Genomic DNA, 26,467 nt, shown 5'->3' with positions numbered 1-26,467 from the left:
TCGCGGGTCCCTCCCTCTCCCGCAGGCGGGAGAGGGAAGCGTTACTTTGCCAGCGCCGGAAACGCCGCCTTGAACGCCGCGACCTTCGGCTTGTCCCACGCCACGATGTACGGGTGGTTGGGATTCTTGTCGAAGAAATGCTGGTGATAGGTTTCGGCCGGATAGAAGCCGCCGGTCTCGATCTTGGTCACGATCGGCCGCGGATAGGCTTTCGCCTGGCCAAGCTGGGCGATGTACGCCGTTGCCACTGCGCGTTGCGCCGCATTTTGCGGGAAGATCGCCGAGCGATAGCTGGTCCCTTGGTCGGGCCCCTGACGGTTAAGCGTCGTCGGGTCGTGCGCGACCGAGAAATAGATGCGCAGCAAGGTGCCGTAGCTCACCACGCGCGGATCGTAGGCGACGCGGATCGCCTCGGCATGGCCGGTGCCTTCGGTCGAGACCTGGTCATAGCTCGCGGTCGCGGCGGTGCCGCCGGCATAGCCCGCGGTGACGTTGGTCACGCCCTTCACACGCTCGAACACGGCCTCCATGCCCCAGAAACACCCGCCGGCGAGCACCGCGACATTGGGCTTCACGGTCGGCTGAACGTCGTGCGTCGGCGCGGGAATCGGCACGGCGCGCTCGGCATGGGCGAGGGGGCTGGTGAAGATCGCCGCGGCCAGCGCACCGGCGGCGGCAAGCGGCAAGACATATTTGATCATATGCGGGGCTCCGTTGTTCCGATCATATAGATACGGAACACGGCGCCCCATGGTTTCAATCCGCCAGATGAGCGACGGACGCCGGCGCCTGCGGCGCGGTCTGCGCGCCTGCCGGATGTAGCGTCATCACGCCGAACCCGCCCAAAGCGAAGCCGCCGGCGAACCGCCAGAAAAACGAAGAAGTGAGAATGGCCTTCATGGCTCTTGTCCCTTGGTTGCGGGTGCGAAATCGGGAATGTGGCGTTCCGCTTCAACCCTGATGATCGAAACGATAGGTTTCCGGGCCTGAACTTTCTCTGGCCGGTCCGTTCATCCGGGGTTTGGGTTTGGGGCGTCCCAACGCCGTGCTCCTGCGAAAGCAGGACCCCAGGGTTACAGGCCGTGTCGCTCGTGGTCCTGGGTTCCTGCTTTCGCAGGAACACTGAGCATTCTCAGCGCAGCGCGGCGCAGGCCGTCTGGATGCGTTCGCACGCCTCGCGCAGTAGCTCGTCCGACGTGGCGTAGCTGATCCGCATCGCCGGCGAGAGGCCGAACGCCTCGCCCTGCACCGCCGCGACCTTGGCATCGTCGAGCAGGTACGTGACGAAATCCTCGTCGGTCGCGATCGTCCGGCCGCCCGGCGTGGTCTTGCCGATCAGCGCGGAGAATTCGGGATAGACGTAGAAGGCGCCCTCGGGCCGCGGGCAGGTGATGCCCGTCGCCTGGTTGAGCATCGACACGACGAGATCGCGGCGATGCTCGAACAATTTGGCATTGTCCTTCAGGAACGCCTGGTCGCCGGTCAGCGCCGCCACCGATGCCGCTTGGGCGATCGAGCAAGGGTTGCTGGTCGATTGCGATTGCAGCTTCGACATCGCCTTGATCAGCCAGGGCGCGCCGGCGGCAAAACCGATCCGCCAGCCGGTCATCGCATAGGCCTTGGAACAGCCATTGGCGGTCAGCGTGCGGTCGTAGAGCGACGGGCAGACCTGCGCGATCGAGGTGAACTTGAAATCGTCGAACACGATATGTTCGTACATGTCATCGGCGAAGATCCAGACATGCGGGTGGCGCTCGAGCACGTCGCCCAGCGCCTTCAATTCGGCCTCACTATAGGCGGCGCCGGTCGGGTTGGACGGCGAGTTGAGGATCACCCATTTGGTCTTGGCAGTGATCGCCGCCTCAAGCTGCTCGGGCTTGAGCTTGTAATTCTGCGCCGCGCCCGCCGCAGCGAACACCGGCGTGCCGCCGGCGAACAGCACGACGTCGGGATAGCTCACCCAATAAGGCGCGGGAATGACCACCTCATCGCCCGGATCGATCGTTGCGACCATCGCGTTGAACAAGGTGTGCTTGCCGCCGGCGTTGATGGTGATCTGGTCGATCGCATAGTCGAGCGCATTGTCGCGCTTGAACTTCAGCCGCACCGCTTCCTTGAGCTCGGGCGTGCCGTCGACATTGGTATATTTGGTCTTGCCGTCGCGGATCGCCTTGATCCCGGCTTCCTTGATGAAGTCGGGCGTGTCGAAATCGGGTTCGCCGGCGCCCAGCCCGATCACGTCGACGCCTTGGCGCTTCAATTCCAGGACGCGGCTGGTGATCGCCAGCGTCGGCGAGGGCTTGATGCGGGCGAGCGCGGCGGAAGGCTGCATGATGGGCTCCTGATGGTCGCCCGCGGCTATAGCGATGCGCCCGGCCTTCGCAACCGCACCAAAAGTTTCGCGGCTTTATAGCTTCGCTGTGTCGGCGCCCAACCGCGAATGCTGCCGTTACCGCTCGCGCGTCGCGGCGAACTTCACCTTGGGATAGCGGTCGGCGACATAGCCGACGTCCCAGGCCGACTTCGCCATATAGACCGGATTGCCGTCGCGATCCTTGGCCAGCGACCCGCGATTAAGGTCGAGGAATTCCTTGAGCGCCGCCGGATCGTCCGACGAAATCCAGCGCGCGGTCTCGTACGGCGCCATCTCCAGCCCCGCGGCGACCTTATACTCGGCCTCGAGCCGGCTGATCAGCACTTCGAGCTGGAGCTGGCCGACCACGCCGATCACCCAGTTCGATCCGATCTCCGGATAGAAGACCTGGGTCACGCCTTCCTCGGCCATGTCGTCGAGCGCCTTGCGCAATTGCTTGGTCTTGGTCGGATCCTTCAGCACGACGCGCCGCAGGATTTCGGGCGCGAAATTGGGCAGGCCGGTGAAGCGCACATCGGCGCGCTCGGACAAGGTATCGCCGACCCGCAACGTGCCGTGATTGGGGATGCCGATAATGTCGCCTGGATAGGCCTCGTCGGCGACCTCGCGATTCTGCGCGAAGAACAGGATCGGCGAATGCACCGCGATCGGCTTGCCGTGGCCGGTCGGGGTCAGCTTCATGCCGCGTTTGAACACCCCCGAGCACAATCGCATGAACGCGATGCGGTCGCGATGTTGCGGGTCCATATTGGCCTGGACCTTGAACACGAAGCCGGTGACTTCGTCGAAATTGGGCGAGACCGGCGCCGGCTCGGCCGGTTGCGGGCGCGGCGGCGGGGCGTAATCGGCGAGCGCGGCGATCAGCTCGGCCACCCCGAAATCCTTGAGCGCCGAGCCGAAATAGACCGGCGTCAAATCGCCATGGCGATAGGCGTCGGCGTCGAACGCGGCATAGCCGGCCTGCGCCAGCTCGACTTCCTCGGCGATGTCGATCGGGAGTTCGGGCGCGTCGTCGACCTTGCCGAGGAATTCGCGGCTGTCGCCCTCGGGCCGGCTGACCTTGTTGGTGGTGAGGTCGAGCACGCCCTGGAATTGCCCGCCCATGCCGACCGGCCAGCTCATCGGCGCGACGTCGAGCGCGAGTATGTCGGCGATCTCGTCGAGCAGTTCGAACGGCGGGCGGCCTTCGCGGTCGACCTTGTTGACGAAGGTGATGATCGGCACCGACCGCAGCCGGCAGACCTCGAACAATTTGCGCGTCTGCGCCTCAATGCCGCGCGCCGCGTCGATCACCATCACCGCGGAATCGACCGCGGTCAGCGTGCGATAGGTATCTTCGGAAAAGTCCTCGTGCCCCGGCGTGTCGAGCAGGTTGAAGGTGATGCCGTCCTTCTCGAACGTCATCACCGAGCTGGTGACCGAAATGCCGCGTTGTTGCTCGATCTTCATCCAGTCGGACCGCGCGCGCCGCGTCTGGCCGCGCGCCTTGACCTCGCCGGCCAAATGGATCGCGCCGCCGAAGTAGAGCAGCTTTTCGGTCAAGGTGGTCTTGCCGGCGTCGGGATGCGAAATGATCGCGAAGGTGCGGCGGTCGGAAATACTCATGGTCCGCGGCTCCTAGCCGCAGGGTAGGCCTAGGTCGAGGGTCAGGGTTCGAGCGTGATCGCCATCCGGCCCGTCCAGTCCGCGCCCGGCGCGACCTCGAACACGCCCGGCTTGGTCCGGAAATCGCCGCCGAACCCGGCGGGGTCGGCATGGCCATGCCACGGCTCGATACAGACGAACGCGGCGCCGGGCTTGGTCCAGATGCCGAGATAGGGCGTATCGGGGAAATCGACCCTGAGCTGCGGACCATCGGCCGCGCCATAGGTCACGCTTTGCGACGCCACCGGATCCCAGATCAGCGCGTCTTGGGCGAACAGATCGTCGGCAAGATGAAGGACGCGGCCATCGAGCGGCGAGGGGCGCGTCGACGCGAACAACCCGCCGGCAAGCTCGACGATGTCGCCCGGGTCGTCGGCGGCGAAGATGATGCGGTGCTCGTCGCGCGGGCGGCCATAAGGCAATGGCCAGGCGAAGGCGGGGTGAAAGCCGAGGCTCGCGGGCAACGGCGCGCTACCGGGATTGGAGATACGCACGTCGATCGCCAAGGTCGCCACATCGATAGAGAACCCGACCTCCAGCACGAACTCGAACGGATAGTCGGCGCGCGTCTCGTCATTGGCGGTCAGTCGGAACGTCGCGCTGGTGGCGGTGCGTGCGGCGAGGTCGAACGTTTCGTGCCGCGCGAAGCCGTGCTGTTTCATCGCATAGTCGCGGCCATCGAGCCGCAGCGTGTCGCAATTCAACCGTCCGATGATCGGAAACAATATCGGCGCGTGCCCGGTCCAATAAGCGGGATCGGCATCGGTCATCAGCTCGCGACCCTCGGCGTCGCGCAACTGCGTGAGCTCGGCGCCGAGCGGATTGATCGCCGCCGACAGCCGATCGGTGCCGATCTCGATCAGGGTTTCGGTCACGCGATGTTCTCCCTTACTGCCCGCCAGGCGGAAACGATCGCGTCGACAGTCAGGTCCGCGTCCGCCTCGGTCGTCGCCGACGAACTGACCGACACGCGCATCACCCAATGTCCGTGCCACTCGGCCCCGCCGATCCAGGCGATCGCGTCATCCTGCACACGCTGCACCGTGGCACGCGTCGCGTCGTCGCTATCGCCGAAGCGGAGCATCAGCTGGTTGAGTTCGGGCACCAGCACCAGCGCGATCCCCGGTTCGCCGGCGGCGCGCTCGGCGATCCGTGCGGCTACCCGGCAGCAACGCTCGACCATCTCGGCAATCCCGGCGCGGCCGAGCTGGCGGATCATCGCCCAGGCAGCGAACCCGCGGGCGCGGCGCGAGAGCTCGGGGACATAGGCCGATGGATCGCGCTCGGCGCCCTCGGCAGGCGGCAGATAGCTGGCGGAGATCGCCATCGCGCGGCGGTGCGCTTCGGCATCGCGGACGATCGCGAACCCCGAATCGTACGGCGTCTGCAGCCATTTGTGCCCGTCGGTCGCCCAACTGTCGGCCAACTCGACGCCTTGGGTAAGGTGCGCGTACCGGTGGCTGGCTTGAGCCCACAATCCGAACGCGCCGTCGACATGGAGCCAGGCGCCCGCCTCGTGCGCCATCGGGGCGATGTCGGCGAAAGGATCGCTCACCCCGCTATTGATCTGGCCGGCCTGGGCGATCGCGATGACCGGCCCCGATGCCGCCTTCAACGCCGCCTCGAACGCGCTCGGCAGCATTCGCCCTGCGTCGTCGGTGGCGACCGACGTCACCCGCCTCGCGCCGAGGCCGAGATATTTGAGCCCCGAAAACACCGTCGCGTGCGCATCGGCACCGATCAGCACATTGATCGGCGGTGCGCCGAACATGCCGTCGCCTTCGACGTCCCAGCCGACCCGGCGCAACACCTCGCTCCTCGCCGCCGCGAGGCAGACGAAGTTCGCGACCGTCGCGCCGGTGACGAAGCCGACCGATGCCTCACCGGGCAGGCCGAGCAGGTCGAGCAGCCAGCGTGCCGCCACCGCCTCGACCGCGCTCGCTGCCGGCGCGGCCAGGATATTGCCGGCATTCTGCCCCCAGGCGGCGGTCAGCCAGTCGGCGGCGACCCCGGTCGGGTGCGAGCTGCCGATCACCCAGCCGTAGAAGCGCGGGCCGGTCGAGGCGCGGATCCCCGGCGTCGCGCGCTCGATCAGCTCGGCGATGATCGCGTCCGCATCCCCGCCCAGCTCGGGCAGTGGAGCGTCGAACGCCGGCAAGACCTCGGCGTAGGTCGCGGCGGGCGTGGTCTCCGCCGTGGCAATGCGGCGGCGATAGTCGATCGCTGCCTCGGCGGCGCGCATCATCGCGGTGAAGTCGGAGTCGGTCATGCCGCCGGTGTCGTTGCGCGGACGACCCGGCGCAACCCGAAACCTGTTGTCGAAGCTTGGACTATATCGCCGTTCGGCTTTCGGACTCCCCTCCCTGCTTGCAGGGAGGGGTTGGGGGTGGGTGCGCGCGTCTGCGCGCCTAAAGCTCTAAAAAGCTGCCGTCAAAACAGCATCGGACGAGGCATCGAGCCTCGCCCGATGCTCACCCACCCCTAGCCCCTCCCTTGCAGGGAGGGGAATTTTACGACCTATGCCCGCGCGACCTGGAACCCGGCGAAGGACTGGCTGACCGGCATCAGCTCGAGCGTGTTGATGTTGAGGTGCGGTGGCAGCTGGGCGACCCATAACAGGGTGTTGGCGATATCCTCGGCAGTCATCGGATTGGCGCCACCATAGAGTTTGTCGGACGCTTCCTGGTTCCCCTCGGTGCGGACCAGGGTGAATTCGGTCTCGACCATGCCCGGCTCGATCGAGGTGACGCGGACGCCGGTGCCGGACAGGTCGGAGCGCAATCCCAGGCTGAATTGGTGCACGAACGCCTTGGTCCCGCCATACACATTGCCGCCGGTATAGGGATAGGTCGCCGCGACCGACGAGATGTTGATGATCGCGCCCTTGCGCTCGACCAAGGCGGGCAGGAGCTTGCGCGTCAACGACACCAGAGCGGTGACGTTGGTGTCGATCATCGTCTTCCACTGATCGAGCGAGGCGGATTGCGCGGGCGCGGTGCCGAGCGCGAGCCCGGCATTGTTGATCAACAGGTCGATCGCGCGGAACTCGGCCGGCAGTACGTCGAGCGCCGCGTCGCGTGCGGCCTCGTCGCGCACGTCGAACATCGCGGGATGGACCTTGTCGGCGCCCAGCTTGGCGACGAGCGCGTCGAGCCGCTCCTGGCGCCGCCCGGTGGCGATCACGCGCCAGCCTGCGGCGACGAACGCGCGCGCCGCGGCCTGGCCGATGCCCGAGGTTCCGCCGGTGATCAGGACAGTGCGCATCGTCTACTCCTTCGGGTCCAAATTCTCTTCGTCGATCGACCGCGCTTCGGCCAGATGCCAGCGCTCGCCGTCCCAGCGATCTTCGCGATCGTCGAATTGCAGCAAGGTGCCGGCGGGGCAACCGAGTTCCGCCAGCTGTACGCGGATCAGCGCACGCCCGGCGTCCAGGTCGGTCACGTCGGTGTCGATGATCGAATAAAGCACGCGCCACTGGCCATCGCCGGGCTGATCCTCGTCTTCGTCGTCTTCATCGAGAAATTGGATAGCGCTGCCGCCACCAGCGCTGCCCAGCCCGGTCATCCGCAACTCGGCATCGATATATTGCGTGAACCGCGCCTGCCGCTCGAACGGATCGAAGTCACCTGGCAACAGGATCGGCGTATAGATATCGCCCGGCTCCTCATGGAGCGCGGTGAAGCCGACGAGGAAACTATCGATCTTCATGGCTGGGGCGCCCCCCAGGCTGAATCGCCCTCGCGACGATCGGCCCGCCAACATTGGGTGTTTCGCCGATGATCAGGGCCGTCCGCACCTTACTTTCCCTTCGTCCCATTTCTGCCCTCACCCTTCCGGCGCTTCGCGCCTCGCTCCCTCTCCCGCCGGGAGAGGGAGGGGCCCGCCGCCGAAGGCGGTGGGAAGGGTGAGGGCAGGTATATTAGCCCCGCAGAGTCGCCCCGAGTTTCTCCGCCGCGCCAACCACCTTGTCGGCCACTGCCTTCAGATCGGCATCGGTGAAGCTCTTGTCGCTGGGCTGCAATGTGACCTCGATCGCCATCGACCGGACGCCATCGCGTTCGAACAGGTCGAACACGCGCGCGGCCGTGATCGCTGCCTTGTCCGATCCGCGCACGGCGCGGGTCAGCGCGTCGGCGGTCAGGCCGGCGGGGACGGTGAAGGCGAAGTCGCGCTTGACTGCCTGGAGCGCGGGCGGCGCATAGGCCGTACGCATGAAACCAGACGAGCGCTTGCCCGGGATCGCGTCGATATAGAGCTCGACCGCGGCGACCGGGCCGTCGAGGTCGAACGCCTTGGCGGTCGACGGATGAAGCATGCCGAAGGCGGCGAGCACGGTCTTGGGGCCGAGCCGCAAGGTGCCCGATTGGCCGGGATGCCAGGTCTCGCCGGCGTCCCCCATCACTTGCAAATTGTCGACCGGCGCCCCGGCGGCGGCGAGTAAAGCCAGCGCCTCGGCCTTGGCGTCGAACGCGTCGAAGCCCTGCGCCTTGCCCGTTTGCCAGCCGCGCGGCCGGCGATCGCCGGCCAACACTACGCCCAAGGTCGGACGCTCGGCCTCGGGCAGATAGCGCCGGCCAAGCTCGAACAGGCGAATGGTGCCCACGCCGCGATTAAGGTTGCGCGCAGCTGCCGACAGCAGACCGGGCAACAGCGACGGCCGCATGACCTTGAGGTCCTCGCTGATCGGATTGGCCAGGCTCCACGCGCCGCCACCAAAGGCATCGGCATCACCCTGGCTGAGGAAGCTCCAGGTCACCGCCTCGTCGAGCCCGCGCGCCGCCGCCGCCCGCCGCAGCTTGCGTTCGAGCTTCTGCTCGGGCGTCGCAGTCGGGCGCGCCACGCCCGGTGCACGGTCGAGCGGGACGGACGGGACGTTGTCGATCCCCTCGATGCGGATGACTTCCTCGACCAGATCGGCCGAGCCGTCGACATCGCGGCGCCAGGTCGGGATGGCGACCTGCCAGTCGCCACCGACCGTGAAGCCGAGGCGCTCGAGGATGTGCTTTTGCCGCTCGGGCGCGATGGCGAGGCCGCCGAGCGTCTCTGCCCGCGACGGATCGTAGCTGATCATGCGCGGCGCGAGCGGCGGCTCTCCAGCGCGGGTGATCCCGCTGGGCGTCCCGCCGCAATGGTCGAGCACCAGCTTGGTCGCGATCGCCAGTCCGTCGTTGAGGAACGCCGGGTCGACCCCGCGCTCGAACCGCTGGCGCGCATCGCTGGTCAAGGCGAGCTTCTGCCCAGTCCGCGCGATATGGTCGGGATCGAAATAGGCGCATTCGATGACCACGTCGGTGGTCGTCTCCGACACGCCCGAATGCTCGCCGCCCATGATGCCGCCGATATCGTGGACTGCGACATCGTCGGCAATCACCGTCATCGTCTCGTCGAGCGTATAGGTCTTGCCGTTGAGCGCGAGCACCTGCTCGCCGGCCTTGGCGCGCCGCGCGACGAGGCCGCCCGACAATTTGGCCTTGTCATAGACGTGCAGCGGTCGGCCGAGATCGACCGAGACGAAATTGGTGATGTCGACCAGCACTGAGATCGGCTTCTGCCCGATCGCGGTGAGGAAGCGCCGCATCCATTCAGGCGCGGCACCATTGGTCACGCCGCGCACTTCCTGCCCGTAGAAGGCCGGGCAGCCCGCGGTGTCGTCGGTGCCTACGTCGGGACCCGGGCCTTCGCCCGCGACTGGCGCGATCGCCTCGACACGATAGACCTGGGCGAGCGGCTTGAGCGTGCCCAGCCCCGCCGCGGCAAGATCGCGCGCGATGCCGCGCACGCCCATGCAATCCTGGCGGTTGGGCGTGATCGACACGTCGATCACCGGATCGTTGAGCCCGGCATACTCAGGGAAGGTCGTGCCGACCAGCGCATCGGCGGGAAGCTCGATGATCCCGTCATGGTCGTCGCCCAGCTCGAGCTCGCGTGTCGAGCACATCATGCCATTCGATTCGACCCCGCGGATCGCCGAAACCTTGAGCTCCATGCCATTGGCCGGCACGATCGCGCCCGGCAGCCCGAGCACGCCGACCAGCCCCGCGCGGGCATTGGGCGCGCCGCACACCACCTGAAGCGGCGCGCCGTCGCCGGTATCGACAGTCAGCACCTGCAATTTGTCGGCCTGGGGGTGACGCTCGGCGGTCAGAACGCGCGCTACCTTGAACGCCGCCAGCTTCTCGCCGGGATTGTCGACGCCTTCGACCTCGAGCCCGACGCGGGTCAGCGCCTCGACGATGTCGTCGAGCGAGGCCTGGGTATCGAGATGCTCCTTGAGCCAGTTGAGGGTGAATTTCATATCAGTTCCCGTCGCCCCGGCGAAGGCCGGGGCCGTTGAGTTGGAGAGGGCATCGCGCTGCCACGCAGCGGCCCCGGCCTGCGGGGTCCCCGCAAAGTAGTACTTTGCGGGGTGCCCCTGCGCCGGGGCGACGGGAATGGGTCATGCCCCAACACCTCCGCTGAGCGTCGGGACATCCAGTGCGGCGAAGCCATAATGCTTCAACCAGCGGATATCGCCGTCGAAGAAGGCGCGCAGGTCGTCCATGCCGTATTTGAGCATCGCCAGCCGATCGATCCCGCAGCCGAACGCGAATCCCTGCCACTCGTCGGGATCGAGCCCGCACGCCGCGATCACCTTGGGATGGACCATGCCGCTGCCCAGCACTTCCATCCAATGGTCGGACCCGCCGATCACGCGCTTGCCGTTCTGGATCGTGTAGCCGACATCGACCTCCGCCGACGGCTCGGTGAAGGGGAAATAGCTGGGCCTGAGGCGCAGCACGATGTCGTCGCGCTCGAAATAGGCCTTGAGAAACGTCTCGAGCGTCCATTTGAGGTGACCGAGCGTGATCCCCTTGTCGATCACCAGCCCTTCGACCTGGTGGAACATCGGCGTGTGCGTCGCATCGGAGTCCGATCGATAGGTCCGTCCCGGCGCGATGATGCGGATCGGCGGCTTCTGGTTGACCATCGTGCGGATCTGCACCGGGCTGGTGTGCGTGCGGAGCAGCATCTTGCGTTCCCCGTCCGGCTGGTCGGGGAAATAGAAGGTATCGTGCATCGCGCGCGCCGGGTGCGATTCGGGAATGTTGAGCGCGGTGAAATTGTGCCAGTCGTCCTCGATCTCGGGACCGGTGGCGACCGCGAAGCCGAGGTCGGCGAAAATCTCGGCAAGCTCGTCCATCACCTGGCTGACCGGATGGACCGTCCCGGCCGACGGGATATCCACTGGCAAGGTCATGTCGAGCGTCTCGCCCGCCAGCCGCGCGTCGAGCGCCTCGCGTTCGAGCCCCGTCTTGCGTGCCGTCAGCGCCTCGCTCACCGCCTCGCGCAGTGCGTGGATGCGCGGACCGGTCGTCTGGCGCTCCTCGGGCGACATGCCGCCCAATGTCTTGAGCAACCCGGTCACGCTGCCCGACTTGCCTAGCGCCGAGACGCGGATGTCCTCCAGCCCGGCCAGATCGGCGGTGCCGATCGCCACGAGCAGGTCGCTCCTGAGCTGGTCGAGATCACTCATCGTTCAATCCGATCGTCCATAAATAGAGGTCGCCGTCCTCGGGGTCGGTGCGCTCGCCGGTGCGGGTGAAGCCGTTGCGCTCCAGCACCACTTGCGACGCCCGATTGTCGACCCCAGTCTCCGCGGTCAAGCCGTCAAAGCCCCGCTCCCTGAGGATCGGCAACAACGCTGTGACCGCGCCTGTCGCGTGGCCGCGTCCCTGACGGCTGTCGGCGATGCCGTAGCCGATCTCCGGGCGCTTGCCGTCGAGCGGGCGCGTGAAGCTGATCATCCCGACCGCTTCGCCGTCAGCAACGACCAGCCAGGCGACGTCGCCGCCCAACGCGTCTCGGTTCTTCACCGCGACGCCGCGGATCAACTCGATCACCTCGACCGGCGCGACGCCGCCATCGCAGATCGCTGGCGGGTTCGCCGCTGCCTGAGCCTCGCCCAGCAGCCACGCGAAATCGCTGTCCTGCATCGCTTTCAGTTCGACCACGAAAGGCTCCTTGGGAGTATTCCAGAACGAAAAAGGGCGCCGGTGCTGCCACCGACGCCCCTGATCTGCGTAACGCTCAGGCTGCTGTTAGGCGGCCTGGGGCAGTGCCGCCTTCGCCTGAGCGATGATGGCGGTAAACGCTTCGGCTTCGTGCATCGCGATATCGGCCAGGACCTTGCGGTCGAGGTCGATGCCGGCGAGCTTCAGGCCGTGCATGAATTGCGAATAGGTCAGACCCTCGGCGCGGACGCCGGCGTTGATGCGCTGGATCCACAGACCGCGGAAAGTCCGCTTTTTGACCTTGCGGTCGCGATACGCATATTGCCCGGCCTTTTCGACGGCCTGCCGAGCGATGCGGATGGTGTTCTTGCGGCGACCCGAATAGCCCTTGGCCTGCTCAAGAATGTTCTTGTGCTTGGCGCGGGTGGTCACACCACGTTTGACGCGTGCCATTTGTTCTAGCTCCTCAGTTCAGGCCGTACGGGGCCCAGGCCTTCACCGTCTTGGTGTCGGCGTCCGACAGCACCTTGGTGCCGCGGTTCTGGCGGATGTACTTGCCGTTGTGGCTGATGAGCCGGTGGCGCTTGCCGGCGACGCCGTGCTTCAGCTTACCGGTGGCGGTGAGCTTGAAGCGCTTCTTCACGCCGCTCTTGGTCTTGAGCTTGGGCATTTTGGTCCTTTCTCTATGGCGATGCGCAAGCATGCCGCGGCAGCCCTTGATGGCCGGGCAAACTTCATCCGCATCGCTCGGAAGTGGGCGCGCATAGCGGCGAGTCCCTCGAAAAGCAACCTCGGGCTGGGGATTCAGATTCACGCGGAGGCGCGGAGGCGCGAAGAAGGCAGCCTATCGGGTCGCGGGCATCCGAGCCAAATCCTCCGCGTTCTCCGCGCCTCCGCGTGAAAATATCAATGTCCGCGACAGGCCAGCGCTTCCAGCACTTCCTCGACGCGCGCCGGATCGCCGGCCGCTACGACTTCGCCTTTGCTCGCGGCGGTCAGCGGGTCGCCCGACCAGTCGCACATCCGACCACCAGCGCCCTCGATCACCGGAACGAGCGCGGCGAAGTCGTGGAGTTTGAGCCCCGCCTCGACCACCAGGTCGAGCCAGCCCGACGCCAGGCTGGCGTAATTGTAGCAATCGCCGCCGAGCACGACCGACCGCACCGCGCCGTCGAGATGCTCGAAGGCATGGAGTTGCGCATCGTCGAACAAGGCGGGCGAGGTGGTGGCGAGCAAGGCATGGCTCAGCTCGCGGCAGGTCCGCGTCGCGGCGGGCTTGCCGTTGAACAAGGTCGGCCGTCCGATCGCGCCGACCCAGCGTTCCTTCAGGATCGGCTGGTCGATGATCCCAATCGCGGGCCAGCCGTCGATCACCAGCGCGATGAGCGTGCCGAACAGCGGCCGCCCGGCGATGAACGCCCGCGTCCCGTCGATCGGATCTAGCACCCATTGCCGCCCGGTCGATCCTTCGGTCGTGCCGAATTCCTCACCCGAAATCCCGTCGCGCGGCGCTTCGGCGGCGAGCAACGCGCGCATCGCCTGTTCGGCGGCGCGATCGGCGATCGTGACGGGGGAGGCGTCGTCCTTGATTTCGACGTCGAACGGAGCGCGGAAATGCGGGCGGATCGCCGCGCCGGCGGCGTCGGCCAGGGCCATGGCGAGGGCGATGTCGGTATCGGTAATGCGCATGGGGGCTGGCACTAAGGTGAGTCAGAGGGGGCGGCAATGGCGGAAGCGGGTTACTGGGTTTCGCGGAAAAGCCCTCTCCCGTTCACGGGAGAGGGTTGGGTGAGGGTCTTCTTACTTCTTCCGTGCGGCTGTGCCCAAAAAAGAAGAAAGAAGACCCTCACCCTCCCACCGCTTCGCGGCGGGCCCCTCCCTCTCCCGCGTGCGGGAGAGGGAGTTCAGGTCTCAGGCCGCGTTGTCGATGCCGAGTTCGCCGAGCTTGCGATAGAGTGTCGAGCGCCCGATCCCGAGCCGCCGTGCGACTTCGGTCATGCGGCCGCGATAATGGCCGATCGCCAGGCGGATGACGTCGGCTTCGATCTCTTCGAGCGGACGCATATTGCCGTCGGAGCGGAACAGGGTCACGCCGCCAGATGTCGCCATCTGGCCGCCCGGGGTCGGCACGCGCGCGGTGCCGAGCGCGGCGATCTGCGGGAAATCGGCGCGGGTCAGCGCGTCGCCCTCGCACAAGACGGCGGCGCGGAAGAGCGCGTTCTGCAGCTGGCGGACATTGCCCGGCCAGACGTAGCGGCCGAGCAGCGCGAGCGCGTCGTCGGTGATGCCGAGCGGGCGCAGCCCGGGCTGGTCGGCGATCCGCGCGAGCAGATGCCGGGCAAGCGCGGGAATGTCGGCGATGCGTTCGCGCAAGGGCGGGATCGTCACCTGGACGACGTTGAGGCGATAATAGAGGTCTTCCCGGAACCGGCCGGCCTCGACTTCCTCGATCAGGCGCTTGTTGGTCGCGGCGATGACGCGGACGTCGACTTCGCGGGTGTGGCGCGCGCCGATCGGCTGGACCTCGCCCGATTGCAGCACGCGGAGCAATTTGACCTGGGCGTCGAGCGGCATCTCGCCGATCTCGTCGAGGAACAGGGTGCCGCCATCGGCATCGGCGAACTTGCCGATCTTGCGCTCGAACGCGCCGGTGAAGGCGCCTTTTTCGTGCCCGAACAGCTCGCTTTCGACCAGATTGGCGGGGATCGCGCCGCAATTGATCGCGATCATCGGCTTCTTGCCGCGTGGGCTTGCGGCATGGATCGCCTCGGCTACGACTTCCTTGCCGACGCCGCTTTCGCCCTCGATCAGCACGGGGACGCGGGCGCGCGCCGCCTTGGCCGCGATCGCCAATGCGGCGCGGAAATCGGGGGAGGCGCCGACGATCTCGTCAAAGCCGAGCAGGGCCGGAATCTTCTCCGTCAGCGGGCGCAATTCGCCGGCATCGGTGCCGGCGACGACCACTTCGAGCGCTGACAACAAGCGGTCGGGCGCGAACGGCTTGACCAGATAATCGGTGGCGCCGGCGCGCATCGCAGAGACCGCTTGGGCGACCGAGCCATTGGCGGTGAGCATCAGGATGGGGAGCTGCGGACGGCGGGCGCGCAATTCCTTGATCAGCGCCTCGGCTTCGCTTTCGGGGCCGAAACTGTCGAGCAGGATCGCGTCGAGCTGCATCCCGTCCTGAGTGCCGAGCATCGCGATCGCGGTCTCGCCATCGGGCGCGAACACCGAACGCCAGTCGCGCCGCGCGGCGATCGCCGAAACGAGGCGGCGCTGCGCGGGTTCGTCGTCGATCAACATCAGGAGGCGCTGTCCGTTGCGCGTCATCCCGCCCTCTTCTGCTCCTGGGTCATGTGGTAACCATAAGGCGAGCGGGTAAAGGTGAGCTTAAGCGTATGCGGACACTAACTTAACGCTTGCGGGCTTGAGGCGCGGGGCGGTGCTGGCTAAGACCGCCGCACAATCAGGGTGGAGAGAGTTGCGGCATGGCCGACCAGACCGACATGAAAGTACATGAGTCGACCTATCACTCGGTGCTCGGGTTGCTCAAATATGGCGCGGTGGGGTGCATCCTGATCGCGGGAATCGTGATCTGGCTCATTTCCTCCGGTCACAAGTAAGCCGCGGGTGAAGATCGCCGTCCTGCGGGAAACCGCTTCGGGCGAGCGCCGCGTCGCGGCGACTCCGGAAACGGTCAAGAAGTTCGTCGCGCTGGGTGCCCAGGTCGCGGTTGAGCAGGGCGCGGGCGCTGCCGCCAGCTATGACGATGCCGGCTATGAAGGCGCGGGGGCGACGATCGGGACGCGGGCGGCGACGCTCAAGGGCGCCGATATCGTGCTCGGCATCCAGGGCCCCGATCCGGCCGAGTTGAAGGACGCCGCCAAGGGCGTCTGGCTGGTCGCCGGGCTCAATCCGTTTGGCGAGCGCGCGCGGGTCGACGGCTATGCCGCCGCCGGTATCGAGGCGCTGGCGATGGAATTCATGCCGCGCATCACCCGCGCGCAGTCGATGGATATCCTGTCGAGCCAGGCGAACCTGGCTGGCTACAAAGCGGTGCTCGACGCCGCCGCCGAATATGGTCGCGCCTTTCCGATGATGATGACCGCGGCGGGCACCGTGTCGGCGGCCAAATGCTTTGTCATGGGCGTCGGCGTCGCCGGGCTGCAGGCGATCGCCACCGCGCGGCGGCTGGGTGCGCAAGTCTCGGCGACCGACGTGCGTTCGGCGACCAAGGAACAGATCCAGTCGCTCGGCGCCAAGCCGATCTTCGTCGAGAATGTCGCCGGAATCGAGGGCGAGGGCTCGGGCGGTTACGCCACCGAGATGAGCGAGGAATATCAGAAGGCACAGGCCGAGCTGGTGTCCGGCCATATCGCCAAGCAGGACATCGTCATCACCACCGCGCTGATCCCCGGCCGCCCCGCGCCGCGGCTGATCAGCGATGCCCAGATCGCCACGATGCGCCCGGGCAGCGTAATCGTCGATCTCGCGGTCGAAAGCGGCGGCAATGTCGAGGGCTCGGTCGCCGGCGAGGTGGTGGAGAAGCACGGGGTGCGGATCGTCGGCCACAAGAACGTCGCCTCGCGCCTTGCAACCGACAGCTCGGCGCTGTTCGCACGCAATCTGTACAATTTCCTCTCGACCTTCTGGGACAAGGAAGCGGGCAAGCCGGTGCTCGACGAGGAAATCGGCGACGCGGTGCGGCTGACGAAGGACGGCGCGGTCGTCAATCAGAGGCTGCTGGGTTGAGCATCGCGCTCGTCGCCCTGGCGCTCGCGCAGGCCACGCCCGCGCCACAAGTGCCTCCCTCTCTGCTGTTCGGCTTCTACCGAATGGTCGCGTTTCACCAGCGCGCCGCCGACCTCAAATGCGAAGGTCCCGATCGCAAGGCGGCCGACGACGAATTCGACTCGATCCGCAAGCGCCTGATCGCGCGCTATGGCAAACAGCCCTTTTCGCCGCCGCGGCCCGGTCCCTCGGGCCCCGGCGACTGCCGCGCGGTGATGATGGTCTATCAAACGAATCTCGCCGAGTATCGCAGGCTCGTCGATTCCGCGCTGGCCGCCCAGCCCGCGCCCGGAGAATAAGGCAATGGACTTCATCTCGATCCTCTCGATCTTCGTCATGGCGGTGTTCGTCGGCTATTACGTCGTCTGGTCGGTGACCCCGGCGCTGCACACGCCGCTGATGGCGGTGACCAATGCGATCTCGTCGGTGATCATCGTCGGCGCGCTGATCGCCAGCGCGGCGATCGGGATCGGCGGTACCGGCGCGACGTCGAAGTGGTTGGGTCTGCTCGCGGTGGTGCTGGCCAGCGTCAACATCTTTGGCGGCTTCGCGGTAACTGCGCGGATGCTGGCGATGTACAAGAAGAAGGACCGGCCGGCGGCCGGTCACAAATAATGCGTCACCCCAGCGAAAGCTGGGGTCTCGTGCGGCTTGGAACCGTGCGGGTAACAGGGAGATGCCAGCGTCCGCTGGCATGACGGGGTAGGACAGAATGGAAGAAGCGATCGCGGTGAATCCCTGGGCGTCGCTGGCCTATCTTGTCGCCGGGGTGTGTTTCATCCTCGCGCTGCGCGGGCTGTCGAGCCCGACCTCGAGCCAACGCGGCAACCGCTTCGGCATGATCGGCATGACCATCGCCGTGCTGACGACGCTGGTGACGCATGCGCCCTGGTTGGTTACGAACTATGCAGAAGATTCGTATGTGGCGCGCCTCGATACGGTCACGTTGATCGAAATCCTCGTAGCGATCGGTATCGGTGCCACAATCGGCATCGTTACTGCCCGGCGCATCGCGATGACGGCGATGCCGCAGCTCGTCGCAGCGTTCCACTCGTTGGTCGGCATGGCAGCGGTGCTTGTCGCGGGTGCCGCGTTCCTCAACCCCGAGGCGTTCGGCATCGCCGAAGCAGGCGTCATCTTCACCCAGAGCCGCATCGAAATGGGTCTGGGCGTCGCGATCGGTGCGATCACTTTCTCGGGCTCGGTAATCGCCTTCCTCAAATTGAACGGCAATATGGGCGGCAAGCCGATCATGTTGCCTGGCCGCCACGTCATCAACCTGGCGGTGCTCGCGGGCATCCTCGGGCTGGTCGCTTACTTCACCCAGGATCAATCGCCCTGGGTGTTCTGGACGATCACTGGCCTCAGCTTCGCGATCGGCTTCCTGCTGATCATCCCGATCGGCGGCGCCGACATGCCAGTCGTGGTGTCGATGCTCAACAGCTATTCGGGCTGGGCGGCGGCGGCGATGGGCTTCACGCTGCACAACACCGCGATGATCATCACCGGTGCGCTGGTCGGCTCGTCGGGCGCGATCCTTTCCTACATCATGTGCCGCGCGATGAACCGCAGCTTCATCAGCGTGATCGCCGGCGGGTTCGGCGGCGACAGCGGTGGCGGTGCGGCGGCGGCCGCGACCGACCGTCCGTGGAAGCGCGGCTCGGCCGAGGACGCGGCCTTCCTGATGAGCCAGGCCGAACAGGTCATCATCGTGCCGGGCTATGGCATGGCGGTGGCGCAGGCGCAGCACGTGCTGCGTGAGATGGCCGACAAGCTCAAGGAAGAGGGCGTTCGGGTGAAGTACGCAATCCACCCGGTCGCCGGTCGTATGCCGGGCCATATGAACGTGCTGCTGGCCGAAGCGAACGTTCCCTATGACGAGGTGTTCGAGCTCGAGGACATCAATAGCGAGTTCGCGCAGACCGACGTGGCGTTCATCATCGGCGCCAACGACGTGGTCAATCCGGCCGCCAAGACCGACAAGAGCTCGCCGATCTACGGCATGCCGGTGTTCGACGTGAACAAGGCCAAGACGGTGCTGTTCATCAAGCGCTCGATGGGCGGCGTCGGCTATGCCGGCGTCGACAACGACGTCTTCTATCAGGACAATACGATGATGCTCCTCGCCGACGCCAAGAAGATGGTCGAGGAGATCGTGAAGGCGCTGGGGTGATCGCGATGGACGGCGCGACGCCGATCCAGCGCCCCGGAGCGCTCCTGCTGGGCCAGACCGATGCGCGCGTTCACCTCGCCGCCGCGGCGGTCCGCGCGGGTGCCGTAATCGTCGCCGAGGCTGATTGGTCGGATGCCGCATTGCCCGGCGCCACGGGCGCGCAGCTCGTCATTGCCGCGCTCGATGAGCTCGCGGCCGATACGCTGAACGATGCGGTCGACCGGCTCGGCCATGTGCTCGAAACCGAATTCGGCCTGATCGTCACGCTGGCCGAAAGCCAGATCGACGCGGTCGCGGCATCGTTGCTCGCCCGGCGGATCACCTTGCTGTGCGATCCGCAGCCGGCCGATCTCGCGGCGGCGGTCGCGCAGGCCCTGGTCGCGCCGGTCGAGCCCGCAGCCCCCCCGCTTCCCGCCACGGTCGCCGATCAACGCAGCGACTATGGCGTGCCCGCCGAGCCGGTGCAGGTCGCCGCGGCCGATGTCCGCAAGGCGATCCGCGCGCGGCGGCTGCGCAGCCGGCCATTCCCGGACGTGCTGTTCGAGGATCCCGCCTGGGACATGCTGCTCGATCTCTATGCGGCGCATCTCGAACGCGCCCAAGTGTCGGTATCGAGCCTGTGCATCGCCTCGGCAGTGCCGCCGAGCACTGCATTGCGCTGGATTTCGAAGATGACCGAGGACGGATTGTTCGTGCGCGAGCCCGACCCGTTCGACCGCCGTCGCGCGTTCATGGCACTGAGCGAGGCGGCGTTCGACCGCATGAATCGCTATTTCGCGACACTCGCGCAGAACGGCCTCGCGATCGCCTGACCCCTTGCGCTGGCGGCCAAGCCGCGTCAGAGGACAGGCGTACGGGCGGTTAGCTCAGTTGGTAGAGCATCTCGTTTACACCGAGAGGGTCGGCGGTTCGAGACCGTCACCGCCCACCATTCCCTGCCCAGCCCAGAGGAACCCGGCCTCTATTACCGGCGCGTAGCGAGTCGGCGCCGGTCGTTTGCGACAAAAACACCCGTCGAACGCAGGAAGGATCAATCACGGTCTGGATTCCTGCTCTTGCATATGTAATTCTTGTTTTCATATGCGAGAACGCTCAAGATTTCTCGCATCCATTGGGAGCGGCCAATGCTGACGAGACGTGATGTGTTGCTGAGCGGCGGAGCGGCGGCCTTGGCCGGCGGAGTCGGCGTCGCCCAGGCAGCCACAAGCGAGCCGTTCACTGCCGACTGGCAGTCGCTTGCCGCCGGGTACCGCCACCCCGAATGGTTTCGCGATGCCAAGCTCGGCATCTGGGCGCATTGGGGGCCGCAATGCCAGCCCGAATTCGGCGATTGGTATGCACGGCTGCTGTACATGCAGGGTCGCCAGCCGTGGGACCGCGGCGAAACGGCCTATGAAAACCATGTCCGGCGCTACGGGCATCCGAGCCGGGCCGGCTTCATCGACATCATCGGCGATTGGAAGGCGGAGAATTGGCAGCCGGAGTACCTCGTCCGCAAATATGCCGCCGCGGGCGCGCGCTATTTCGTCGGCATGGGCTGCCATCACGACAATCTCGACCTGTTCGCGAGCAAGCACCACGAATGGAACAGCGTGCGCGTCGGGCCGAAAAAGGACATCCTCGCGACCTGGGAAAGGGCCGCGCGCGATGCCGGCTTGAGGTTCGGGGTCTCCAACCATTCGGGCCATGCCTGGCATTGGTATCAGCCGGCCTATGGCTATGACGCGGAAGGGCCGATGCGTGGCCGGCGCTACGATGCCTATTGGCTCCGCAAGCAACACGGCGCGGGCAAATATTGGGACGGCCTCGACCCCCAGGAACTCTATACCGGGCCTTATTATGTGGCGCCGGACGGCATCCAATCCATCAAGGACATGTCGGACTGGCACGACAAGCGCGACGGCCAGTGGCTCGAGGGGCTACCGTCGGGCAACATCCGCTTCGTCGAGAAATGGCTGAAACGTCAGAAGCAGATCGTCGAGGATTACAAACCCGACCTCATGTTCATGGACCATGCCGGCGTTCCGTTCGGCAAATACGGGCTGGAGGCGGTCGCCCATTATTACAACAAGGCGGTCGAATGGCACGGATCGCCCGACGTGATCATGACCGGCGGCGTGCTCGACGCGTTCGCGCAGCGGGCGATCACCTGGAACGTCGAGCGCGGCGTGCTCGACGATATCCACGATACGCCGTGGCAGACCTGCACCTGCATCGGATCGTGGCATTATTCGCGGCCGCTCTATAAGGATAACGGCTATAAAAGCGCGAAACAGGTCGTGCAGATCCTGGCGGACGTCGTGTCGAAGAACGGCACCTTGCTGTTCAACGTGCCGGTGCGCGGCGACGGCACGATCGACGAGAAAGAAGAAGCGATCCTCGACCAGTTCACCGCCTGGACGCGGCGCAACGGCGAGGCGATCTTCGCCACGCGTCCCTGGCGCAAATATGGCGAAGGCCCGACCAAGCCGCCGCCGCCCGGCGCGTTCGGCGAGGAAAAACAGAAGCCGTTCACCGGCGAGGACGTCCGTTTCACCAAGAAGGGCGAGACGCTTTACGTCATCTTCCTCGACTGGCCCGAACGCGAAAGCGCGATCGCCTCGCTCGGCAAGACCGCGCTTCGCGATGCCGTGATCGAGCGCGTCGACCTTGTCGGCGGGCCCGAATTGCGGTTTCGCCGCGATGCCGATGCGCTGCGGCTGACGCTGCCGGCGCCGCAGGATGGCGCCTTTGCGCCGGCGCTGCGGATCAGAGGCAAAGGACTGACGTAATCACAAGGCGCGGACCAGCGTCCGCGCTTCCGCGATCCAGGCGGGGTCGCTGATCACTTGCTGGCGCTGGCCCGGCCCGAGCGGAAGGAGCTGCAGCCGGTCGCCTTCGCGCCCGATCAGCCTGCCGAACACGAAGCGCCCGCCGGGGCGCGGCACCAGCACGTCGCGGTTAAGCGCGCGGCCGAAGGCGTCAGGCTCCAGCCGCGCGCACCAGATCGTGTCGCCCGCGCGGTAATCGCCGATCCCCGCGCTGACCGATACGGCCACCGCGCCGGCTTCGGGACGCGGCGGCGGGATCAGGCTGGCTCGGACTGGAGCGAACACGCCATCCGCGCCCAGCACGGCGGCGACGGGCAAATCCGCCTGGTCGGGCAATCGCACCAAATCCGCGGCTTCGACGCCGAGCGCCGCCGCGATGCGATTGAGCCATTTGACCGACACCGTCCGCATGCCTGTCTCCAGCCGGCCGATCGTCTGCGCGGTAGTCGGCGGCACGCATCGTTGCGCGACATCGTCGAGCGTCATTCCCTTGGCACGGCGTACTTCGCGGATCGCGGTGATCATATCGCCCCTCCGGCAAACCAGATCGGTTCGTCATCTTGTGGCAAATAGGGTGTTCTTGGCAAGTTTTTAACTAGGCGGGTTGGCCGGACGTGGCGTTGAGCCCCTCTCCCGCTTGCGGGAGAGGGAGGGGCCCGCCGCGAAGCGGTGGGAGGGTGAGGGTCTTCTTACTTCCTCTGTCTTGGCACATGCCGCTTGGAAGAAGAAGGAAGACCCTCACCCAACCCTCTCCCGTAAACGGGAGAGGGCTATAACCGAGCGAGGAAACATTAAACCGATGGGTTGACTTTCTCGGCGGCTTCGCAATATAAAACCATATGGTTGAACGACTCGATCTCACTTTCGCGGCGCTGGCCGATCCTACCCGCCGCGCGATGCTTGCCAGCCTGGCGCTGGGCGAACGATCGGTCGGCGAACTCGCCGCGCCGCATGCGATGAGTTTTGCCGGCGCCGCCAAACATGTCGGCGTGCTCGAACGCGCCGGGCTGGTCGAGCGCCGCAAGGCCGGCCGTCAGCAGCTCTGTCGTTTGAAGGCCGAACGGCTGCGCGAGGCCGACGAATGGCTGCGGCAATGGGAACGGTTCTGGACGTCGACACTTGATCGGCTCGAGGCGATCATCGTCGAGGACCAGGAGAAGCTGAAATGACCGACGCCACGCCTTTCCTGATGTTCGAGGGACGCGCCGAGGAAGCACTCGATTTCTACGTCGCGACGATTCCGGAAAGCCGGATCGAGCATGTCGATCGCTATGGCGCCGGCGAGCCGGGTCCGGAAGGATCGGTCCGGCTGGCGCGGGCGGCGGTCGCCGGGCTGCCGATCCTGGCCAGCGACAGCTTCGTCCACCACGCCTTCACCTTCACGCCGTCGATCTCGTTCATGCTGACCTGCAAGGATGAGGACGAGGTCGAGCACCTCGCCGCTGCATTAAGCGAGGGCGGCGGCGTGTTGATGCCGCCGGGCAATTACGGGTTCAGCCGTAAGTTCGCCTGGGTGAACGACCGGTTCGGCGTCTCCTGGCAAGTGAATCTACCATGACCGATCCCATCATCCTGACCGTCCACCGCGACATCGCCGCCTCGCCCGAGCGCGTGTTCGATGCCTGGCTCGACCCCGCGATCGCGCGACGCTTCCTGTTCGCGACGCCCGATGGCGAGATGCTGACTTGCGAGATCGATGCGCGGGTCGGCGGACGCGGCTTGATCGTCGAGCGGCGGCCCTCCGGTGATGCACACCATCGCTTGCTGTTCGAGGAGATCGACCGTCCGCGCCGCCTGGTCTTCCTGTTCGCCGCCGATCCGGCGGAGGAAGGGCAATGGACTCGCGTGACGATCGAGATCGCGGCGACTGCGGCCGGCGCCCGGCTGACGCTTACCCACGAAATGGACGCTGCCTGGGCGGCGTATGAAGACCAGACGCGCCACGGCTGGACGATGATCCTCGCCACATTGTCCGATACGATTGGAGACAAATGATGACCGATATTCTCACCGCGACCGAACTTCGCTTCGAACGCATCCTGCCCGCGCCGGTCGAAACGGTATGGAAATATCTGACCGATTCGGAGCTGCGCCAGCGCTGGTTCATGGGCGGGTCGATCGACGGCCGCGTCGGCGGCGAGATCGAATTCGTGTTCGATCACGACCAATTGTCCGACGACGACGTGCCGATGCCCGAACGCTTCGCCGGCAATGTCGGCCGCCGCTGGAGCGAGAAAGTGGTGCGGTATGAGCCGCCGCACGCTTTTGCCTATACGTTCGGCACCGACGCCGACAGCATCGCCACGTTCGAGCTGAAGGACGCCGGCGACGGCAAGACGTTGCTGACCCTGGTGCATAGCGGCATCAAGAACCGCGATCAGGCGGCCAATTTCGGCGGCGGCTGGGCATCGCATCTGGCCGTGCTCGAAGCGCGGCTCGAAGGGCGCGGCGTCCCCGATTTCTGGGCGCTGCACCGGGAAGCGGAAGATCGCGCCAAGGCGGCGCTGGCCGGCGCGGACGCCTGAGCGACTCTACCCTGCCGGTTCATCCCGGCGACCACCGGGCGGCGGGCGAACCGCGGCTGTCCTAGAGCGGCCATGGGCGGCGCCGAAAGGTGTCGCTTGACCTTCGGAGCGGCAGCCTTGCGGTCGCGTCACGGGCGCCGCCAGGTCGTAAGGCCATAAACGACCACGTCGAAGTCCCGCCCTGAGCGGCAGTTAGTGGGTGGATAGCTGCCGTTAGCCGCACACCAGTTTGGCACTCTGTAGCGCATAGTCGGCACGGAGGTCGTCAAAGCGCGCATCCCACTCACCAAGGCCATGGAAGGCCTTCGTCGCTTTCTCAACGCGAACTGGCGCGACAACGGTTCTGTTTCGGAGACCGGCCGCTTCTGCCGAGGTGGCGCGGCGCGTTACTGACCTGTCCCGCGCTTCAATGTGTGTCTCGCCGCCGACGCCGACAGCGAACCAAGGTTGCGGTATGTCGGGGAGATTATCTCGGCGGTTACCGACGACTGGCCAATCGCCATGATGAAACTTCGCGTCGAGAGTGAGAGCCGCGAACGTAAGTTCTGCCCCCCCTATGTCGGCTGGCGACGCATCGTGCGACACAACCTTGTCGTAAATAACGACGTACAATTCGCCTTTCCAGTCACCCGCCAACTGGCCAACACCGTAGCGTTCACCGTCGAGTGGAACCAGGAACACGTCTCCAACTGCGAGCTTTGCCATGTGAGACTTCTGGCTGACAGACGTGATGTCCGCAACTGGGTCGCTTACCACAGGCAGCTTTATGCGCTTACGAGCCAATCAAAAACGTTGCTTTTCCGCCATGTCGGGCCTTCGAACGGTAACCTGCATGCTATAGGCCCGGGCTCCAGCGATAATGGAGGCGAGGATGGCGCGTGAGGTTCGGTTCGAGAATGCGGCGGGCGTGGCGCTCGCGGGATCGCTCGAACTGCCGCCGGGGCGGGTCCGCGCCATTGCCCTGTTCGCGCATTGCTTCACCTGCACCCAGGCGAGTCATGGCGCGCGGCGCGTCAGCACCGCGCTCGCGGCGCAAGGCATCGCAACCTTGCGGTTCGACTTCACCGGACTCGGCAAGAGCGAAGGCGAGTTCGCCGACAGCCATTTCGGCGCCAATGTCGAAGACCTCGTCGCGGCGGCGGCCCATCTCGAGGCGACGATCGGCGCGCCGTCGATCCTGATCGGCCATTCGCTGGGTGGCGCGGCGGTGATCGCCGCGGCGGCGCATATCCCCTCGTCGCGCGCGGTGGTTACGATCGGCGCGCCGTTCGACCCCGCGCATGCGCTGCATCATATCAGCGCGGAAGATGCGGCGCGGATCGAGGCCGAAGGGGTCGGTACGGTCGCGATCGGCGGACGTCCGTTCCGCGTCGGGCGCGACTTTCTCGATGCCGCCAAGGGACAGGATCAGGCAACGCGGTTGGCGCACCTCAAAAAAGCGCTGCTCGTGCTCCATGCACCGACCGACGAGGTGGTCGGGATAGAGAATGCCAAGGCGATCTACGACGCCGCCAAACACCCGAAGAGTTTCGTCGCGCTCGACGGCGCCGATCATCTGCTGACCGATGCCGAGCGCGCCTCCTATGCCGCGTCGATCATCACCGCCTGGGTCGAGCCCTTTCTGCTGCCCGCCAAATCGCCCGACATGTTGCCCGAAGGCTGCGTGCGGGTCGGCTCGGGCGAGGGGCCGTTCGTCCAATTGGTCGATGCGTCGGGACACACATTCCTTGCCGACGAACCGCTGCGATCGGGCGGCAGCGACCTCGGCCCCACGCCGTACGATTTGCTGCTCGCGGCACTCGGCACCTGTACCGCGATGACGATCGAACTGGTGGCGCATGCCGAGGGCATCCCGGTCGAGGGAGTCGAGGTGCTGCTCCGCCACGAACGCCGCCATGCCGACGACAGCGCCGCGGCGGCAGGCGGGCGGCCGCGGCTGGAGATTCTTCATCGCGACATCCGGCTGGAGGGCAACCTCACCCAGCAACAGCGCGACCGCCTGCTGGTGATCGCCAATAAATGCCCGGTGCATCGGACGCTGGAAAACTGTCCGACGGTGGAGACGCAGTTGGTCGATTAAATCCTGGCCATGCAGGCGCCGCCGATGCTGCCGACCGGCAGTCGCGAAAACGGAGCCGACAAGCCGGAAGCGACTCGCT

At 66.0% G+C, this 26,467-nt stretch carries 29 protein-coding genes and 1 tRNA gene; 13 read left to right on the top strand and 17 right to left on the bottom strand.

The window, feature by feature from the left end:
* Nucleotides 1-41 precede the first annotated feature (41 nt).
* The 15 genes from msrA to AC1DSD_RS15070 all read right to left on the bottom strand — a co-directional run bounded on the left by msrA (nucleotide 42) and on the right by AC1DSD_RS15070 (nucleotide 15,339).
* Complete coding sequence (gene msrA / locus AC1DSD_RS15140; protein ID WP_478031231.1) at nucleotides 42-701, bottom strand: peptide-methionine (S)-S-oxide reductase MsrA; 660 nt, start codon at nucleotides 699-701, stop codon at nucleotides 42-44.
* 55 nt (nucleotides 702-756) lie between these two features.
* Nucleotides 757-900, bottom strand: a complete 144-nt coding sequence (locus tag AC1DSD_RS15135) for a hypothetical protein (protein ID WP_478031229.1) — start codon at nucleotides 898-900, stop codon at nucleotides 757-759.
* 232 nt (nucleotides 901-1,132) lie between these two features.
* Entirely contained in the window at nucleotides 1,133-2,332 is a 1,200-nt protein-coding gene (locus AC1DSD_RS15130) for a pyridoxal phosphate-dependent aminotransferase (RefSeq protein WP_478031228.1), read from the bottom strand.
* A gap of 117 nt (nucleotides 2,333-2,449) precedes the next feature.
* Nucleotides 2,450-3,979, bottom strand: a complete 1,530-nt coding sequence (locus AC1DSD_RS15125; RefSeq protein ID WP_478031227.1) for a peptide chain release factor 3 — start codon at nucleotides 3,977-3,979, stop codon at nucleotides 2,450-2,452.
* A 41-nt stretch (nucleotides 3,980-4,020) separates the two neighbouring features.
* Nucleotides 4,021-4,893, bottom strand: coding sequence for an aldose 1-epimerase family protein (locus AC1DSD_RS15120; protein WP_478031226.1), 873 nt, complete (start codon nucleotides 4,891-4,893; stop codon nucleotides 4,021-4,023).
* Complete coding sequence (locus tag AC1DSD_RS15115) at nucleotides 4,890-6,287, bottom strand: pyridoxal phosphate-dependent decarboxylase family protein (RefSeq protein ID WP_478031225.1); 1,398 nt, start codon at nucleotides 6,285-6,287, stop codon at nucleotides 4,890-4,892. The genes AC1DSD_RS15120 and AC1DSD_RS15115 overlap by 4 nt, the downstream gene beginning before the upstream one ends.
* Nucleotides 6,288-6,535: 248 nt before the next feature.
* Nucleotides 6,536-7,282: an SDR family NAD(P)-dependent oxidoreductase gene (locus AC1DSD_RS15110; protein ID WP_478031224.1), complete on the bottom strand. Its 747-nt coding sequence runs from the start codon at nucleotides 7,280-7,282 to the stop codon at nucleotides 6,536-6,538.
* A 3-nt stretch (nucleotides 7,283-7,285) separates the two neighbouring features.
* Complete coding sequence (locus AC1DSD_RS15105; RefSeq protein WP_478031223.1) at nucleotides 7,286-7,726, bottom strand: hypothetical protein; 441 nt, start codon at nucleotides 7,724-7,726, stop codon at nucleotides 7,286-7,288.
* Nucleotides 7,727-7,937: 211 nt separating this feature from the next.
* Entirely contained in the window at nucleotides 7,938-10,313 is a 2,376-nt protein-coding gene (gene pheT, locus AC1DSD_RS15100) for a phenylalanine--tRNA ligase subunit beta (RefSeq protein ID WP_478031222.1), read from the bottom strand.
* A 141-nt stretch (nucleotides 10,314-10,454) separates the two neighbouring features.
* Nucleotides 10,455-11,531: a phenylalanine--tRNA ligase subunit alpha gene (gene pheS, locus AC1DSD_RS15095; protein WP_478031220.1), complete on the bottom strand. Its 1,077-nt coding sequence runs from the start codon at nucleotides 11,529-11,531 to the stop codon at nucleotides 10,455-10,457.
* Nucleotides 11,524-12,009, bottom strand: a complete 486-nt coding sequence (locus AC1DSD_RS15090; protein ID WP_478031219.1) for a GNAT family N-acetyltransferase — start codon at nucleotides 12,007-12,009, stop codon at nucleotides 11,524-11,526. The genes pheS and AC1DSD_RS15090 overlap by 8 nt, the downstream gene beginning before the upstream one ends.
* An 87-nt stretch (nucleotides 12,010-12,096) precedes the next feature.
* Nucleotides 12,097-12,462 carry a 50S ribosomal protein L20 gene (gene rplT / locus AC1DSD_RS15085; protein ID WP_066812844.1) on the bottom strand — a complete coding sequence of 122 codons (366 nt, stop codon included), beginning with the start codon at nucleotides 12,460-12,462 and terminating at the stop codon, nucleotides 12,097-12,099.
* Nucleotides 12,463-12,475: 13 nt separating this feature from the next.
* The gene (rpmI, locus tag AC1DSD_RS15080; RefSeq protein ID WP_478031218.1) at nucleotides 12,476-12,679 is read right to left on the bottom strand and encodes a 50S ribosomal protein L35; all 204 of its coding nucleotides are present in this window, start codon (nucleotides 12,677-12,679) and stop codon (nucleotides 12,476-12,478) included.
* Nucleotides 12,680-12,915: 236 nt separating this feature from the next.
* Nucleotides 12,916-13,698, bottom strand: a complete 783-nt coding sequence (hisN, locus tag AC1DSD_RS15075; protein WP_478031217.1) for a histidinol-phosphatase — start codon at nucleotides 13,696-13,698, stop codon at nucleotides 12,916-12,918.
* A gap of 222 nt (nucleotides 13,699-13,920) precedes the next feature.
* Nucleotides 13,921-15,339, bottom strand: coding sequence for a sigma-54-dependent transcriptional regulator (locus tag AC1DSD_RS15070; protein WP_478031215.1), 1,419 nt, complete (start codon nucleotides 15,337-15,339; stop codon nucleotides 13,921-13,923).
* 158 nt (nucleotides 15,340-15,497) lie between these two features.
* Here AC1DSD_RS15070 and AC1DSD_RS15065 point away from each other — a divergent pair, with 158 nt between their 5' ends.
* From AC1DSD_RS15065 to AC1DSD_RS15030, 8 genes are all read left to right on the top strand, one after another.
* Nucleotides 15,498-15,632, top strand: a complete 135-nt coding sequence (locus AC1DSD_RS15065; protein WP_478031214.1) for an aa3-type cytochrome c oxidase subunit IV — start codon at nucleotides 15,498-15,500, stop codon at nucleotides 15,630-15,632.
* 7 nt (nucleotides 15,633-15,639) lie between these two features.
* Complete coding sequence (locus tag AC1DSD_RS15060) at nucleotides 15,640-16,761, top strand: NAD(P) transhydrogenase subunit alpha (protein WP_478031213.1); 1,122 nt, start codon at nucleotides 15,640-15,642, stop codon at nucleotides 16,759-16,761.
* Complete coding sequence (locus tag AC1DSD_RS15055; RefSeq protein ID WP_478031212.1) at nucleotides 16,758-17,099, top strand: hypothetical protein; 342 nt, start codon at nucleotides 16,758-16,760, stop codon at nucleotides 17,097-17,099. Before AC1DSD_RS15060 ends, AC1DSD_RS15055 begins: the two co-directional genes overlap by 4 nt.
* A gap of 4 nt (nucleotides 17,100-17,103) precedes the next feature.
* A complete protein-coding gene (locus AC1DSD_RS15050) occupies nucleotides 17,104-17,415 on the top strand; it encodes a proton-translocating transhydrogenase family protein (RefSeq protein WP_066588195.1) in 312 nt (103 codons plus the stop codon).
* A 97-nt stretch (nucleotides 17,416-17,512) separates the two neighbouring features.
* On the top strand, nucleotides 17,513-18,973 hold the full coding sequence (locus AC1DSD_RS15045) for an NAD(P)(+) transhydrogenase (Re/Si-specific) subunit beta (RefSeq protein WP_478031211.1): 1,461 nt from the start codon (nucleotides 17,513-17,515) through the stop codon (nucleotides 18,971-18,973).
* A gap of 5 nt (nucleotides 18,974-18,978) precedes the next feature.
* Nucleotides 18,979-19,785: a hypothetical protein gene (locus tag AC1DSD_RS15040; protein ID WP_478031379.1), complete on the top strand. Its 807-nt coding sequence runs from the start codon at nucleotides 18,979-18,981 to the stop codon at nucleotides 19,783-19,785.
* Nucleotides 19,786-19,828: 43 nt separating this feature from the next.
* A tRNA-Val gene (locus AC1DSD_RS15035) sits at nucleotides 19,829-19,904 on the top strand.
* Between the two features lie 193 nt (nucleotides 19,905-20,097).
* The gene (locus AC1DSD_RS15030) at nucleotides 20,098-21,744 is read left to right on the top strand and encodes an alpha-L-fucosidase (protein ID WP_478031210.1); all 1,647 of its coding nucleotides are present in this window, start codon (nucleotides 20,098-20,100) and stop codon (nucleotides 21,742-21,744) included.
* On the opposite strand, the gene AC1DSD_RS15025 is transcribed toward AC1DSD_RS15030, so the two are convergent.
* Nucleotides 21,745-22,308 (bottom strand): helix-turn-helix domain-containing protein, encoded by a 564-nt coding sequence (locus tag AC1DSD_RS15025; protein ID WP_478031208.1) that lies wholly within the window; start codon nucleotides 22,306-22,308, stop codon nucleotides 21,745-21,747.
* Nucleotides 22,309-22,622: 314 nt separating this feature from the next.
* Here AC1DSD_RS15025 and AC1DSD_RS15020 point away from each other — a divergent pair, with 314 nt between their 5' ends.
* From AC1DSD_RS15020 to AC1DSD_RS15005, 4 genes are read left to right on the top strand one after another with little or no spacing between them, the layout of a single operon-like run.
* Nucleotides 22,623-22,952, top strand: coding sequence for an ArsR/SmtB family transcription factor (locus AC1DSD_RS15020; RefSeq protein WP_478031206.1), 330 nt, complete (start codon nucleotides 22,623-22,625; stop codon nucleotides 22,950-22,952).
* Nucleotides 22,949-23,341, top strand: a complete 393-nt coding sequence (locus tag AC1DSD_RS15015) for a VOC family protein (protein ID WP_478031204.1) — start codon at nucleotides 22,949-22,951, stop codon at nucleotides 23,339-23,341. The genes AC1DSD_RS15020 and AC1DSD_RS15015 overlap by 4 nt, the downstream gene beginning before the upstream one ends.
* Nucleotides 23,338-23,778 carry an SRPBCC family protein gene (locus tag AC1DSD_RS15010; RefSeq protein ID WP_478031203.1) on the top strand — a complete coding sequence of 147 codons (441 nt, stop codon included), beginning with the start codon at nucleotides 23,338-23,340 and terminating at the stop codon, nucleotides 23,776-23,778. The genes AC1DSD_RS15015 and AC1DSD_RS15010 overlap by 4 nt, the downstream gene beginning before the upstream one ends.
* Nucleotides 23,778-24,308, top strand: coding sequence for an SRPBCC family protein (locus AC1DSD_RS15005; protein ID WP_478031201.1), 531 nt, complete (start codon nucleotides 23,778-23,780; stop codon nucleotides 24,306-24,308). The genes AC1DSD_RS15010 and AC1DSD_RS15005 overlap by 1 nt, the downstream gene beginning before the upstream one ends.
* A gap of 213 nt (nucleotides 24,309-24,521) precedes the next feature.
* On the opposite strand, the gene AC1DSD_RS15000 is transcribed toward AC1DSD_RS15005, so the two are convergent.
* Nucleotides 24,522-25,013, bottom strand: coding sequence for an Imm26 family immunity protein (locus tag AC1DSD_RS15000; protein WP_478031199.1), 492 nt, complete (start codon nucleotides 25,011-25,013; stop codon nucleotides 24,522-24,524).
* Between the two features lie 166 nt (nucleotides 25,014-25,179).
* Between AC1DSD_RS15000 and AC1DSD_RS14995 the strand changes: the two genes are divergently transcribed.
* Nucleotides 25,180-26,388: a bifunctional alpha/beta hydrolase/OsmC family protein gene (locus AC1DSD_RS14995; protein ID WP_478031197.1), complete on the top strand. Its 1,209-nt coding sequence runs from the start codon at nucleotides 25,180-25,182 to the stop codon at nucleotides 26,386-26,388.
* Nucleotides 26,389-26,467: the final 79 nt, after the last annotated feature.

The sequence above is a fragment of the Sphingomonas sp. P4_D12 genome, from assembly GCF_056401895.1.
The sequence above is the reverse complement of the archived record's forward strand: the minus strand, read 5'-3'. Positions and strand labels throughout refer to the sequence as shown.